Source organism: Solimicrobium silvestre, assembly GCF_002976435.1.
Taxonomy (GTDB): Bacteria; Pseudomonadota; Gammaproteobacteria; order Burkholderiales; family Burkholderiaceae_D; genus Solimicrobium; species Solimicrobium silvestre.
The window spans coordinates 18,939-32,797 of sequence record NZ_PUGF01000009.1 but is presented as its reverse complement, the minus strand read 5'-3'; the positions used below and the strand labels follow the sequence as shown (position 1 = coordinate 32,797).

Annotated in this window: 13 protein-coding genes; 9 read left to right on the top strand and 4 right to left on the bottom strand. The window is 45.2% G+C overall.

The window, feature by feature from the left end; genetic code table 11:
- The first annotated feature begins 185 nt into the window (after nt 1-185).
- Nucleotides 186-1,952, top strand: coding sequence for an ABC transporter transmembrane domain-containing protein (locus tag S2091_RS10580; RefSeq protein WP_105531789.1), 1,767 nt, complete (start codon nt 186-188; stop codon nt 1,950-1,952).
- Between the two features lie 77 nt (nt 1,953-2,029).
- On the opposite strand, the gene S2091_RS10575 is transcribed toward S2091_RS10580, so the two are convergent.
- Nucleotides 2,030-2,449 (bottom strand): styrene oxide isomerase, encoded by a 420-nt coding sequence (locus tag S2091_RS10575; RefSeq protein ID WP_105531788.1) that lies wholly within the window; start codon nt 2,447-2,449, stop codon nt 2,030-2,032.
- A gap of 66 nt (nt 2,450-2,515) precedes the next feature.
- Nucleotides 2,516-4,510, bottom strand: coding sequence for an alpha/beta hydrolase family protein (locus S2091_RS10570; RefSeq protein WP_105531922.1), 1,995 nt, complete (start codon nt 4,508-4,510; stop codon nt 2,516-2,518).
- Between the two features lie 355 nt (nt 4,511-4,865).
- On the opposite strand from S2091_RS10570, the gene S2091_RS10565 reads away from it, so the two are divergent.
- Nucleotides 4,866-5,147 (top strand): helix-hairpin-helix domain-containing protein, encoded by a 282-nt coding sequence (locus S2091_RS10565; RefSeq protein ID WP_105531921.1) that lies wholly within the window; start codon nt 4,866-4,868, stop codon nt 5,145-5,147.
- Nucleotides 5,148-5,155: 8 nt separating this feature from the next.
- Nucleotides 5,156-5,695, top strand: coding sequence for a DUF924 family protein (locus S2091_RS10560; protein WP_105531787.1), 540 nt, complete (start codon nt 5,156-5,158; stop codon nt 5,693-5,695).
- A 7-nt stretch (nt 5,696-5,702) separates the two neighbouring features.
- On the opposite strand, the gene S2091_RS10555 is transcribed toward S2091_RS10560, so the two are convergent.
- Together S2091_RS10555 and S2091_RS10550 are read right to left on the bottom strand one after the other, a co-directional pair.
- Nucleotides 5,703-7,304 carry a MutS-related protein gene (locus S2091_RS10555; RefSeq protein ID WP_105531786.1) on the bottom strand — a complete coding sequence of 534 codons (1,602 nt, stop codon included), beginning with the start codon at nt 7,302-7,304 and terminating at the stop codon, nt 5,703-5,705.
- A 58-nt stretch (nt 7,305-7,362) separates the two neighbouring features.
- On the bottom strand, nt 7,363-7,812 hold the full coding sequence (locus tag S2091_RS10550; protein ID WP_105531785.1) for an Lrp/AsnC family transcriptional regulator: 450 nt from the start codon (nt 7,810-7,812) through the stop codon (nt 7,363-7,365).
- A gap of 184 nt (nt 7,813-7,996) precedes the next feature.
- Here S2091_RS10550 and S2091_RS10545 point away from each other — a divergent pair, with 184 nt between their 5' ends.
- The 6 genes from S2091_RS10545 to S2091_RS10515 all read left to right on the top strand — a co-directional run bounded on the left by S2091_RS10545 (nt 7,997) and on the right by S2091_RS10515 (nt 13,792).
- On the top strand, nt 7,997-9,088 hold the full coding sequence (locus S2091_RS10545; protein WP_105531784.1) for a saccharopine dehydrogenase family protein: 1,092 nt from the start codon (nt 7,997-7,999) through the stop codon (nt 9,086-9,088).
- Nucleotides 9,089-9,154: 66 nt separating this feature from the next.
- Complete coding sequence (gene amaB / locus S2091_RS10540) at nt 9,155-10,660, top strand: L-piperidine-6-carboxylate dehydrogenase (RefSeq protein WP_105531783.1); 1,506 nt, start codon at nt 9,155-9,157, stop codon at nt 10,658-10,660.
- Between the two features lie 681 nt (nt 10,661-11,341).
- Entirely contained in the window at nt 11,342-12,421 is a 1,080-nt protein-coding gene (locus S2091_RS10530; protein WP_165794969.1) for a tetratricopeptide repeat protein, read from the top strand.
- Between the two features lie 32 nt (nt 12,422-12,453).
- Nucleotides 12,454-13,206 (top strand): M48 family metalloprotease, encoded by a 753-nt coding sequence (locus S2091_RS10525; RefSeq protein WP_105531780.1) that lies wholly within the window; start codon nt 12,454-12,456, stop codon nt 13,204-13,206.
- An 84-nt stretch (nt 13,207-13,290) separates the two neighbouring features.
- Nucleotides 13,291-13,512: a hypothetical protein gene (locus tag S2091_RS10520; protein WP_133166894.1), complete on the top strand. Its 222-nt coding sequence runs from the start codon at nt 13,291-13,293 to the stop codon at nt 13,510-13,512.
- The gene (locus S2091_RS10515; RefSeq protein ID WP_105531778.1) at nt 13,502-13,792 is read left to right on the top strand and encodes a type II toxin-antitoxin system RelE/ParE family toxin; all 291 of its coding nucleotides are present in this window, start codon (nt 13,502-13,504) and stop codon (nt 13,790-13,792) included. The genes S2091_RS10520 and S2091_RS10515 overlap by 11 nt, the downstream gene beginning before the upstream one ends.
- Nucleotides 13,793-13,859 lie beyond the last annotated feature (67 nt).

Sequence of the window (13,859 nt, the reverse complement as noted above, 5' to 3'; positions counted from 1 at the left end):
TGCTCACCGGCTGTACAGCTGAACCCTCCCTAAAATAAACTTATGCAGTGAGCAGCAAACCATCAGCATTGCTTTTGATTCTGCCTTACAATTTGCGCTGCAAATCTGCGCAAGAATTTAGGTAGCGACGTACATAACAACGTACGCAAAAGAACAACACAACTAACCATTCATAGAAAATCCCCATGAAAGCTCCTAGCAGCATCAACACCTTAAAAGGTTTATTGCCGTTTCTACGTCCGTATCTCAAACAGTTTTATTTAGCCGGTTTAGCCTTGCTGGTAGCAGCGTCCGCTACCTTGGCAATTCCTTATGCGTTCCGTCAAATGATCGACATGGGTTTTAGCGGACAAGGTAGCATCAGCCATGTAGATGCCGCGTTTTTAGCCTTATTTGGCGTTGCCTGCGTACTCGCAATCGCTACGGCAGCACGCTTTTACATGGTTTCTTTATTAGGTGAACGCGTCACTGCCGACATTCGTACTGCTGTGTATGAACACGTGATTGAACAAAGCCCAGAATTTTTTGAAACGACCCGATCAGGCGAAGTATTGTCACGCCTAACTACCGACACGACATTAATTCAAGCCATGGTGGGGACCAGCATTTCCATGGCATTACGTAATACCTTATTATTTTTAGGCGGCTTGGTGATGTTGTTTATTACCAGCCCCAAATTATCCTCCATCATCATCGTGGCACTTGCTTTAGTCGTGCTGCCAATTGTTTTATTTGGCCGTCGGGTTCGTACTTTGTCGCGCGACTCGCAAGACCGCATTGCCGACGCATCTGCTTTAGCCGGTGAAATCCTCAACGCCATGCCGATCGTGCAAGCCTATACCCAAGAACCGCATGAAGCAGCACGCTTTAAATTATCAGTAGAAAACGCCTTTGCCACAGCCATGCGCCGCATTCGCGCCCGTTCACTACTAACAGTCGTCGCAATTTTGCTGGTATTTGGTGCCATTGTTTTCGTACTCTGGTTAGGCGCACATGCGGTAATGGATAAACGCATGACCGGCGGCGAACTTAGCCAATTTATTTTATATGCCACCATTGTGGCCGGCGCTGTTGGCGCACTTTCGGAAGTCATGGGCGACGCGCAACGTGCGGCGGGAGCCACCGAACGTTTATTAGAATTATTAGCCGCTAAAAGCAGTATTAGTGAACCGGCACAGCCAGTTGCGCTGCCACCGCGCTCCAGTAATGGTGCCACACTCACATTGAAAGACATCGGCTTTCATTACCCTTCACGCCCAAATACTGCAGCACTTTCACACCTATCGATTCAAGTCGCGGCGGGAGAAACTGTGGCCGTAGTTGGTTCATCCGGCGCAGGTAAAACCACCCTATTTCAGTTGTTATTACGTTTTTATGATCCGCAACAAGGTCAAATTAATCTGGATGGCATTAACATTCGTGACCTAAGCTTGCACACGCTGCGCGATACGATTGGTATTGTTCCACAAGACACCGTCATTTTTTCTGCTAACGCAATGGAAAATATTCGTTACGGACGTAGCGGCGCAAGCGATGCCGAAGTCATTAACGCTGCCAAAATGGCCGCGGCACATGAGTTTATTGAAAAACTGCCGGATGGCTACCAGTCATTTTTAGGCGAACGCGGCGTACGTTTATCGGGCGGACAGCGGCAACGTATTTCCATTGCCCGCGCCCTGTTAAAAAATCCTGCTTTGCTACTTCTGGACGAAGCTACCAGCGCGCTAGATGCCGAATCGGAACGCTTGGTACAAGGCGCATTAGTCACCGCAATGCAAGGCCGCACAACATTAATCATCGCGCACCGCTTGGCAACTGTGCAACGCGCTGACCGGATCTTGGTGATGGAACATGGCCACATTGTTGAAACTGGCACGCATAACAGCTTGGTTGCCGAAGGTGGTATTTACGCTAAATTGGCTGCATTGCAGTTTCAGACATTTGAGTCGTAAATCCACATAAAAGCACATTCAAAAATACAAAACCGCCCATGACTATGCAATGGGCGGTTTTTTATGGGATAAAAATTTTATAGCGAAATAAATGCCGCGTATACCAGCGCTACAGCAGCAATAACAGAACACGACGCACCAACTATATTCCCCAAATACACCAACTTACCTAAGCCAGTAGCATCAGAAGATAAGCCACGCTGACCGCAGATTGCGGCTAATGGTGTGGAAATACAAAAACCATACGCAGAAATAATTAACGCCACTGCTATTACCCAAGCAATTGCGGCCGACACGGCTAGAGCTGACAACACAGCGGCAATGGCAAACATCAGTGTTGCCCCAATGGGCAAACTCAGATGAGCGACTCGCCAGGAATTAATAATGTTTGCCGCAGCATTGTTTTTAATCGCTTTGGCATACGGTGCGCCCAATAATAAACCAAACAATAAAACTAATGATCCGTGAAAAATAAGCTGATGTGAAGAAGCCGGCATGTGTTGTACTTTCAAAACTAAAAAAGAATCCTAACAGAAAAGTACTAATTGACTGCCAGCCTCATTTCACTCTACCGATTTCAGGTTTTTATCGAGAAAAACTTCCACGTGTTTCCAAAAGTCGATATTGTTTTCCTCATGAATCCAACCGTGGCCTTCATCGGTATAAACGATCCACTCCACATTCTTATTGGTCTTTTTAACCGCATCACGAAATTCAGTTGCCTGAACGAGCGGTACGCGGTGATCTTGGACGCCATGTGCAATTAATAGGGGTTGCGTCAGTTTATCGGCATGATTTAATGGTGAATTTTCCTTAAACATCTCAGCATCAACACTTTGATCGCCAATCAAGGTCTTCATACTGTAATTGAGATTTTCCTGCGATGCGTCGCTTTCTGCCCGGTCAAACATCATATTGATATCTGTCACGCCTGCCCATTCAACACCACAACGGAAAATTTCCGGATTCTTGATCAAGCCCATTAAAGTCGCGTATCCGCCGTAACTTGCGCCCATAATGGCGGTCCGCTTAGAATCAGCCCAACCCTTCTGTGCGGCCCACTTTGCAGCATCGGCTAGATCATCTTGCATGGTTAGTCCCCATTGCTTCCAACCAGCCTTAAAGTGATCGAAACCAAAACCAGTACTACCACGGAATTCAGGTTGAATAACGACGTAACCACGTGAAGCAAGAAACTGCGCATCCTGTTCCCATTCCCATGATGATCCGCGCACATTCGGACCGCCATGCACCAGCACCACGGTTGGCATTGGTGCAGTGACATTACCTGGTGGCAGCGTGACGTAAACTGGAATCGACCTGCCGTCACGCGCCTGATAATGATAAAAATCACGCGTCCCCATTTGATCTGGATTGATATTTGGGTAAGCGCTCCCAATCCTGATCATGGCTCCAGTAGCTGTCGTATACAAGAAATATTGCTTAGGTTGACGATCTGACGTTGCCATTACCAATACGGCTGGTGAGTTTAGGCAGTCCGATCCGCAACGAACTGTATTAGAAGTTTGGGTAAGGATGTCATCCACTTTTTTTTGTATTTCTTTAAAATGGGGGTCCAGCCAAACTGTGGCTTTGGCATCGCCGTCATAATGAATGCCAAGTACTTTTTTCGCAACAAGATCAGTCTCCGGCCAACCGATAAAATCAAATCCGTCTATCGACAAAAACGGCTCACTAGCCATTTGCATTTTTTTGAGATCATATTTAAACAAGGCATCGTGGCCTTTGTAAGATGCACGTCCATACACACTTTCACTAGCCTCAAAAAATAACGGAGTAAATCGTTTGTCGTTATAACAGTCAGCATGCGCAATTTCAGTAAAGCTTTCTGAATCAGGTGCCCAATAAGAGGTAATGCATTGTCCTTCAAGTTTTGACAACGCTATGCGCGGCACGTCATTCGCATCGAGTTCCCAGTAATAAACATTACCTGGCTGTTTTCCCTTGTGTAAGGCGGTTAAACTACGCGTTTTTGTGTCTAAGCGGAATAAATAATGGCTTAGCACTTCAAAATGATTGTAAGTAATTTTACTAACGATGATATCGTCCGAACCATCATGCGTACTGCCAAAATAAGAGTAATCTGCGGTCAATGTTTTTTCAATGATATTGCTTCCGGTATTTTGCAGTTTATGTTTCCAATTTCCAGAAATCAAATGCGTCCTATTCGATCCGTCCAGATTCACCGCAAAAAGATCCAAATTGCCGATAAATTCGAGGCGCGTGCTCATCAGCGTAAAGCTAATTCGATTTTCATTGACCCAATTAAACGAAGTGATTTTATCGTCCGTGGCGGTTACGGGGACAGTCACTTTTTGCAGGTCAGAAGTATCACGTACAGCAATAACCTGACGACCATCTGGAAGTTTGGATAAAATAGCGATCGAATGACCATTCGGCGAAAGAATCGCCTGACGAATTTCAGGGTCTTTAAAAAAACTTTCAACACTCGGCAGGCTATCTGCACTCAATGCAAGATGGCAGCTTGGAATCAGAATCAGGGCACACAAAAAAGTAACTAGCGGATGTTTGTTCATTGGATGAATAAGTATCGTGAAGGTGCGAAAAGAAAACAGGGAAGTAACAGGCACATTTAAATGCCGAAAGGAATTATTACGTTTATGGACATAAAAGTGTGAAAAATATCATTAAAACAACCAAGAAATCAACAATATGTTACATAAATGAAACAATCACGATAAGTTAAATAAAATCAGGCTAAATTGTTTTGATATCAGCAAAAAATATACTATCTCAACTTGTGATTTTTCAACGTATCCAATGGCAATTAGAGTCACTAAAAACTAGTATTTTGACAATATATACATTACCAATAAGGCGTTATTTAAAATGCAATGCTAGATTATTCTCAAATTAAAAATGCCCATAAATATGCCAAACACAAATCGCAGTCACATTAAAAAACTAGAAGATTTACCCAATGTGGGCAAAGCTACTGCCGCTGATTTAAGGTTGCTAGGCATTGAACGAGCCGAACAATTACGCGGCCAAGATCCACACAACATGTATGTACGCTTGTGTGAGCTGACCGGCAAACGGCATGATCCATGTGTGCTGGATATGTTTATTGCCGTGGTTCAATATATGGAAGGTGGGCCAGAATTGCCATGGTGGGCGCATACGGAAGAGCGTAAAAAAAATTACAAAATCTAAGGAATGGAATGAGCTATCACAACATTATTCGATTTTGGTTTGAAGAAATTGACACTAAGCAGTGGTACAAGAAAGACTTGGCGTTTGATTTATTATTGCAACAAAAATTCGGGCAACTTCATCAAAGTGCCATCGCAGGAGAATTAGAGCATTGGCGTGCTAACGCTCAAGGCAGATTAGCTGAAATTATTATTCTAGATCAGTTTTCACGCAACTTGGGACGCAACACCCCGGCGGCTTTTACTTGCGATAGTCTGGCTTTATGTCTGGCGCAACACGCTGTTGCTGTCCACGCAGACCAGGAGTTAAATCCGATCCAGCGGGCATTTATCTACATGCCCTTTATGCATTCGGAATCCGTCTTAATTCATGAACAGGCATTGCAATTATTTGCCCAGCCGGGTTTAGAAAACAGCTTACATTTTGAGCAGCGGCATCGCGACATCATCCTGCGTTTTGGGCGCTATCCGCACCGCAATGCCATTTTGGGACGGGTTTCAACGCCCGAAGAAATTGAATTTTTAGAACAGCCGGGTTCGTCATTTTGAGGGCTAATTACGTCAACGTCGGCAAAACCAGTTTAGATAAATCAGGATGGCGGCAATGTTGCTGCAAAAATCCAAGCGCATTCACGGCACCTTGATTTACTTCTTCCCCAAAATCTTCCCGCTCAAACAAACACAGGCCATTACTCAATTCAAGTATTCCCTCCTCCAATTGATATTTATTCGCTGTCCCATGCTGAAACCGCATTGCTTGAAAACGCTCTTTTAAAATCACCGCCAATTCAATGTTGTGCGAAGCCGCGACAACCGGCGCCAATTTAGATAAAGCATGTAAAAACGAACTGGCGGCGGCGACTGATTCGATATGATTGGTGCCGCGAAAAATCTCATCAATTAAATACAAACCTCGACCAGAATTTTGCGCGCTATTGAGCAATTCTTTGGCACGCCGCAACTCGGCAATGTAATAGCTTTCGCCTCCCTGTAAATCATCTTGATTTTGCATGTTGGCATAAACCGGTAAATACGGAGCTCGTGCCTGTTTAGCGTAGCAAAAGCCAAAAGCGCGGGCCACAATCATATTTAGTCCTAAAGTGCGCATAAAAGTACTTTTACCACCCGCATTTTGCCCGGTGATTAACATCCCCGGCGCAGTTAAATTGACCGATATTGCCTGCGGGTTTTCTAACAAAGGATGAACTACTCCGTCAAAATGAAAAGTCTCTGCTTGCTGCCATTCCATCCATGTCGTGTACGGTACGCTTTGCAAATGCAGAACCAAAGCATAGGCCGCTTCAATTTCACCGAGTTGAACAAAGCTGGCGCGAATAAATTCACGGTGCAAACGATAATTTTGCATCGCTTTAAAATGATGTTTGATATTGGTCAGTAAAAACCAGTTGCCGTAGGCTTCAGTTTCTATTGATATAGAAGGTTTAGCGCTGATTTGTTTATGAATCAGCCGCGCCAAACGTTCTACATCCGCACTATTTTCACAGCCAGCAATGTGTATCTGGCATGGTTGTGCCAAGCGTTGCAGCGCATTCATCAAAGCACACACAGCGCCCCATTGCGAACGCCAAAGTACCATTTCACGATTAAACCGCGACTGCAAAGCCAAAATCAAGCTAAAGAACAAGGCCATTACAGCTAGCCCAAACACGGTTTGCGTAAATAGAAAGAAACCAAGTAATAAACCAAGCGGGATTAAAAAAACCGCCTTCGCCCAATATGGTGTATCAGAACCTTGTTCAGAAAAAAGCAGGCTACTTGCGTCGCCAGGAACCCTACGCAGTACGGCAGATGCAGCCGCAATTTGCTCCAGCACATCTGGTCGCAATTGCAGTTCACGGATACGTTTTTGCAGGGATAAAGAAGCACTTGCTTGCTGATGCGAGCGTAGTAATTTATACAGCGTTTGACGCGCAAAAATACTGACTGATGCACTGATTTTGCGTAGATAGGCATCCACCTGCAGATCACGCCATGTGGCGTCATCCATCTGGCGTGCATTGTGCAAGGTAATTTGATGGAAGGCAGCTATTTGTTCGAAGGTATATTCAGGAAATGCCGCGGGTTCTTTTTCTGGAAAGAATGAGCGAGAAATTTTAGCGGATTTACTTGCAGCGAAATTGAAAATGAAGCTGAACATGAAGTTATCCTAGCCCTGAGATGCCGGCTATATGTGACTTAATGCTCAGATTACAAGGTTAACCCAAGGCACTACGATCTATCCGATTACTCAAAATAACCGAAGTTGAAGTCTGCCGCACGCCCTCTAAATCACCAATTTGATCTAGTAACTTATCCAAATTTTCCGTGCTGGTGCAGCGTAACGTCATCATGTAATCAATCGCGCCGCTGACTGCACACAAGGTTTCTACTTCGGGCCATTGTTGCAACAATTTCACTAAAGCGGCAGAACTGCGCGGCTCTACCGACATGCCCACATAAGCACGCACACCTGATTGAAATAAAGTCTGATTTAACCTCACACCATACCCAGCAATAATGCCGCGCTGCTCTAACGCAGCAATTCTCGCGATGACAGTAGTACGCGCCATCGCAATTTTTTTGGCGATGACGGTAACAGGCATACGCGCATCATCCATCAATAACGAAAGTATTTGATTATCAATTTTATCTAAATTTGGTTTCATAGCCTTCTCTTACCTTTTACGCGCATATTTAATGAATAGTTCGTCATATTGTAGCGCAATACATCAGATTGACACTAGTTTGCTCTCTATTATCTGACACGAAAGCATTCTAAACTTCTGAGCAGCAGTAAATAACAAGCGTTTAAACGTTTAGAAAATATCAATCCCCTTCAGGAGACCCTACATGAAAACCAAATTAATTTTATTAGGCGCAGGCAAAATCGGCGATGCAATTTTAAATCTGTTGTCACATACCGGTGAATATCAAATCACTGTGGCTGATCGTGATACAGCTCGCCTTGATTACGTCACTAAAGCAGCGTTTCCTAATACTACCTGTGTGCAAATTGATTTGTCCGACAAACTTGCGGTAACTGAAATTATTCGCGGTCATCAAATCACTATGTCGGCCTGCCCGTATTTTTTAACGCCGATTATTGCGACTGCAGCTAAACAAGCCAAATCACATTATTTTGATTTAACGGAAGACGTTGAAAGCACACGTTTGGTTAAACAATTGGCAGAAAACGCCGAAACCGCGTTTGTTCCACAATGCGGCTTGGCACCAGGATTTATCTCTATCGTTGCCAATGACGTTGCAAAACGCTTTGACTCCTTGCGTGACGTGAGCATGCGAGTTGGCGCGTTGCCGACCTTCCCAAATAACGCCTTAAAATACAACCTGACCTGGAGCACCGACGGTTTAATTAACGAATATTGCAATCCATGCGAAGCAATTGTTGACGGCCAGTTACGTGAAACGTCACCACTGGAAGAATTGGAACATTTCTCTTTAGACGGTATTAATTACGAAGCATTTAACACTTCCGGCGGCTTAGGCACGCTGTGCGAAAGCCTGAAAGGTAAAGTACAAAACCTGAATTACAAAACCGTGCGTTACCCAGGTCACCGCGACATCGTCAAAATGCTGGTACGCGATCTGCAATTAGGCCAATTGGATCGTCGCCCGATTTTAAAAGAAGTGTTGGAAACAGCTATTCCAATCACCAAACAAGACGTGGTACTGGTCTTTGTCAGCGTATCCGGTATACGTGAAGGTCGCTTAGAACAAGAATCGTATGCTAAAAAAATCTATAGCCAAACCGTGAACGGTCAATTATTGTCAGCGATTCAGCTCACCACAGCGTCAGGTATTTGCGCCATGGTTGACATGCTGGTTCACGGCAAATTGCCACAAAGCGGCATGGTTCGCCAAGAAGAAGCCACCTTGGCTGACTTCCTTGCTAATCGCTTTGGACAATATTACGCTGCTTGATAAATGCAACTAAATTGATTACATTTGCACCCTCTCATTAACAGCTGAACATAACAGGTGAACACGATGAACAACATCAACGATTTGCTCAAGGAATTAGGCGTTGATCTAGCGCCTTATTCTGGCAACCAGATTCACAGCGTATCGCCAATTAACGGCCTCATTTTAGCCAGCTTACGTGCCGACAATAGCGCGCACGTTGCGTCCAAAATTGGCTCGGCACATGCCGCCTACTTACAATGGCGTGAAATTCCTGCGCCACGACGCGGTGAATTAGTGCGTTTATTTGGCGACGAATTACGTACGCACAAAGCTGCCTTAGGCCAATTAGTGACCTTAGAAGCCGGCAAAATTTTGCAAGAAGGCTTAGGCGAAGTACAAGAAATGATCGACATCTGCGACTTCGCGGTCGGATTGTCACGTCAACTATATGGCTTGACCATTGCGTCAGAGCGCCCAGGTCACCGCATGATGGAACAATGGCATCCGGTTGGTGTGGTTGGCGTTATTTCTGCGTTTAATTTCCCGGTCGCAGTTTGGGCATGGAATGCCGCACTGGCATTTGTCTGCGGGAACAGCGTGACGTGGAAACCGTCTGAAAAAACACCACTCACTGCCATTGCCATACATAGTTTGTTCATGAAAGCAGTTGCACGTTTTGGTAGCGATGCGCCTGCCGGTTTAGCCGAATTAATTATCGGCAATAGCGATGCCGGCATTGCCATGGTGGATGATCGCCGTGTTCCAGTAGTTAGTGCTACAGGTAGCACCCGAATGGGACGTGATGTTGCACAACGTTGTGCCACCCGTTTGTCTCGTACTATTTTGGAATTGGGCGGCAACAACGCAATGACCGTGGCACCAAGTGCAGATATTGAAATGGCACTGCGCGGCATTACTTTCTCTGCCGTTGGAACCGCTGGACAACGCTGCACAACCTTACGCCGTTTGTTTGTGCATGACAGCGTATATGACACCGTTGTGCCACGTCTGAAAAAAATCTATGCAGGTTTGCCAATTGGTAGCCCATTAGAAAAATCAACCTTAATCGGCCCACTGATTGATGCCAACGCGTTTAGCGCAATGCAAGAAGCGTTGAATACCGCCAAGTCAGAAAAAGGCAAAGTTTTTGGCGGAGAGCGTGCCAAAGTCGAAGGCTGTACCGATGGCTATTATGTGCATCCGGCGTTGGTAGAAATGCCGACTCAAACGGCATCAATGCATCATGAAACGTTTGCACCGATTTTATACATCGTACGCTATACCGATTTAGATCAAGCAATTGCCTGGAATAATGAAGTACCGCAAGGTTTATCTTCTTCCATATTTACTACTGATGTTCGTGAAGCTGAAAAGTTCATGTGCGACAGCGGCAGTGATTGTGGAATAGCCAACGTGAATATCGGCCCTTCCGGTGCCGAAATCGGTGGTGCATTTGGTGGCGAAAAAGACACCGGCGGCGGACGTGAATCCGGCTCTGACGCATGGAAAGCCTACATGCGCCGCTCTACCAATACCATCAACTACAGCCATTCTTTACCGCTAGCTCAGGGTATTAGCTTTGACTTTTAATCGTTAGATTATGATGCTGAACTTATCTTGCAGACATGCCTCATCGCTGCAAGGTAAGTTCAGGTACTTGGTTAGAATCGACTAAGTAGCCCTCCCTCATTCTTGCCCCACTCTCAGCAGCTAGACTGCGCAATTGAGCATCCACTGAACGCCATACTGGTCGGTCAGCTTTCCAAAGTAATCTTGTATATCGAGTTGCGGCGTGATGCGCATAGGCTCGGCATCGTGATTATCTGAAGCGAAAACAACACGCAGCAACTCCACGACCTGAACAAGCCCACATTCGGTGTAAAACGCACGTACCTGTTCACAAGAATCAGAAAAAAATAGTTGAATAGCTGCACTAGCACGCCCCTAAAAAACCATCAACGATTTAATCAGTTCGCCTGTCGAGCAAGCTTTTAAAGCTACCGTGCTACCTAGTTGACTAAAACCTTCCCATAATTTAGTGTTGATTTAATGAAACAAAAATTACATTTTCTGGTTGAAATCGTTACTTTTATTGCTGCTCATGCAATAATTTCCCATCACAAATTTTTCCTCTTTAGAAACAAATCTGACTCATTTTGACTACTCATCACCTTTAGGGATATGTAAATGAAGATTGTTTACCTTGTATTCATTGCCTGGCTGCTTACTGGTTGTGCAAGCCAATTAACAAAAACACCGCCAGTTAATGATTTGTTTCACGATGAAATGTTTGTAGCAGCCTCCATACCAATCAATGCCGCAGATGCACTTGCAATCTCCCAGCCGATGCGTGATTTTGCCCAAGCCAAACTCAGTCACAGACAAGGCCATCTCAATATGGAAGATAGGCGCAGGGCGTTGATTGAAGCTCTTTACAATGGCGGCGAGCTACACTTGGAATATGACTCTATTCTTACCCGCACGGCAGCAGAGTCCTTTGATGCAAAATCTGGTAATTGTTTGTCATTAGTGTTGATGACCGCCGCCATGGCGAAGGAATTACACTTACCGATACGCTATCAAACGGTGATTGGGGTGACGGATTGGAGTCGATCGGATAGTTTTTTTGTCGCCGTCGGCCATGTTAATTTACTGATGGATGAAATTCCGAAGGAAAGTAATATGAAGACCGTGGCGACACAAGCAATGCTGATTGATTTTCTGCCGCCGGAACAAGCAAATGTATTGGTAACGAGAGAAATTGAAGAAAAGACCGTGTTGGCCATGTATCTAAACAATCGAGCGGTCGAATCATTGATTCAGGGAAAAAACGATGATGCCTATTGGTGGGCACGTGAAGCGTTGTTACAAGACCGCGAATTTTTCAACGCCTATGTCACCTTAGGTGTTATCTATCGCACGGCACATCATCCGGAAATCGCTGAATTAATATTAGAGCGTGCTGCGATTAACGAACCTGACAACACAACTATATTAACCAATCAAATTTTAGTTCTTAAAGATCTGGGAAGAGTGCAAGAAGCCAAAGAAAAAGCGGCGCGTCTTTTAGAACTGGATCCGCATCCGCTCATGAGTTATTACTTTCAAGCCCAATCAGAAATGAGTGCAGGTCATTTTGAAAGCGCACGGCGCCTGTATGAAAAAGAAATTGCCCGCGACCCGGATCACCACGAATACGAACTAGGTCTGGCGCTCGTTTATTTTAATTTGCATGACAATGAAAATGCAATGAAACATTTAAAGCGTGCGATTGAACTCAGCCCATCAAAAAAGATGCGTGGGTTGTATGAGGAAAAACTGCAAAGGCTCAAAGCATTGGGTGTGAAGTAATCAGTGTGAAACAATACTAGGAGCTATTAATAGTGACTAATAAATACCCTCACCTTGCGCTGATCGTGGCTTTTTTCATGTTGTGCATGTCTGCGCAAGCCGTCACACGCGAAGAAGTCGTCGCAGGCGCAGAACTGTTATATCGCGCACGCATAGTCGAAGCTCAGTCCAAATTTCAACTGGATAATGACCCGGCCTTTCTGGCGCGCGTCCAACGCATCGCACTGGGTTTGATAGAACAGGCTAAGCGTGAACATCCCGTTACTGCCGCGCTAGATTGGGAGATTCACACAAGCGATGATCCTGAAGAAAGTGCTTTCTGTATGGCTGGCGGCAAGATGCTAGTCAGCCATAACTATGTAAACACCATGGATTTAAATAATGCCGAATTGGCGATGCTGCTTAGCCATGAAATTCAACACGCGGTGCTAGAACACAATCTAAAGGAATTTCAAGAGGCATTAAGGATAGAACCAAACCTGCAAAAATACTCTTTTCTTGCCTTGGAAGACGCGGTCGATCATGATGAAACGCTGATGGCCAAATTGAGCAAATTCAATGTCGAGCAAGAGAATCAGGCCGATTTAGAAGGTTTGCAGATGGCATGGCGAGCAGGCTGGCCAGCACTCAAGCTAGCTGGCTTTTTTCAAAAACTGGCACGGATCGACCCCATGGCCCATTTCGATAGCCTAGAACATCCAGCACCAGCACGGCGCTGGCAAGCAGCGCGGAAATTAGCCGAGGAACTTGATCAAATAAAGGCTCCCGCAGTGCCGATGAGGTAAATGGATAAGCAGTCAGACTTGGGGCGTGAGTTGACTTGTCCAACTCAAAGGATACAATACCGGGATCAGGCCATAGGTGAAAATATGAATACAGCAACATTGAATATACCGACCGGAGCTGCGCTAGAGCGCGAAATCGATAACGCCGAAGCGCAATTACATGACGAACTTATCCGGAAGACCATTAGTGAACGGATGGCGATCGCCAACGACCAACAAACCGTTTTCGTTACCCATGAGAATGCGTTTACAGCCTCCCAAGCCCGTCTGTTAAGCAAACTCGCTGGCAATTTCAATGCAAAGTAGTGTTGTTTGGTTGTCAGAAGCAATTGCAGAGAAAGACGATATCCTAAACTACATTGCTGAGCGCAATGTGTTAGCGGCATTAGGCATTGATACCCACATAAAACAGCAGGTCAGCCAACTTATTGAGTTTACCTTACTTGGCCGCAAAGGCCGTATTAGCGGCAGCTTCGAATTGGTTATTTCCAGTACGCCGTACCTTGTTGCGTATCAAGTGCAAGGTGATCAAGTGCAAATACTCCATGTTTTTCATGAACGCCGAAACTGCCCCCCGGAACATTAGTCATCTCAGCAAATCGGCGCAGCCAGCGAAAAATGACCACTCAAGCATTCCATAGCTTGGTAAAATC